This window comes from Xanthovirga aplysinae (assembly GCF_009711365.1).
GTDB lineage: Bacteria > Bacteroidota > Bacteroidia > Cytophagales > Cyclobacteriaceae > Xanthovirga > Xanthovirga aplysinae.
Genome location: NZ_SMMB01000099.1, coordinates 1 through 346, shown reverse-complemented (window position 1 = coordinate 346; position 346 = coordinate 1). Strand labels below are relative to the sequence as shown.

At 40.8% G+C, this 346-nt stretch carries 1 protein-coding gene; it reads left to right on the top strand.

The features are described from left to right. Positions 1–346 (top strand): hypothetical protein (locus tag E1171_RS23100; protein WP_187696086.1); only part of this gene is annotated, 346 nt, incomplete at both ends.

Genomic DNA, 346 nt, shown 5'->3' with positions numbered 1-346 from the left:
TGGAAATATTGAAAACCAACCTGATTTAATTGCTAAATTCGCTAATTACGCATTATTAGGACATACACATAGTGAATATAGTCTAACCACACACGACCACGAAGGAGAATACAAGCGAGATTTCTTTGAAAACACTGCATTTAATAGGGATTTCGGAAATGCGGCCAATACCGTAATGGAGGGCAATACAACTTTCAATTTAGATGATGTTTTGCAGGCTGGAAATGAAAGTGAATTAGGGGCCACATTTGGGGACGTTGTGAGGTCTACAAATTTCATTACGGTAGGCTCGGATGATGGAACAGGGGACATTCCCGTAGGAGGGTCAGGAACTTGGTGTTTGATA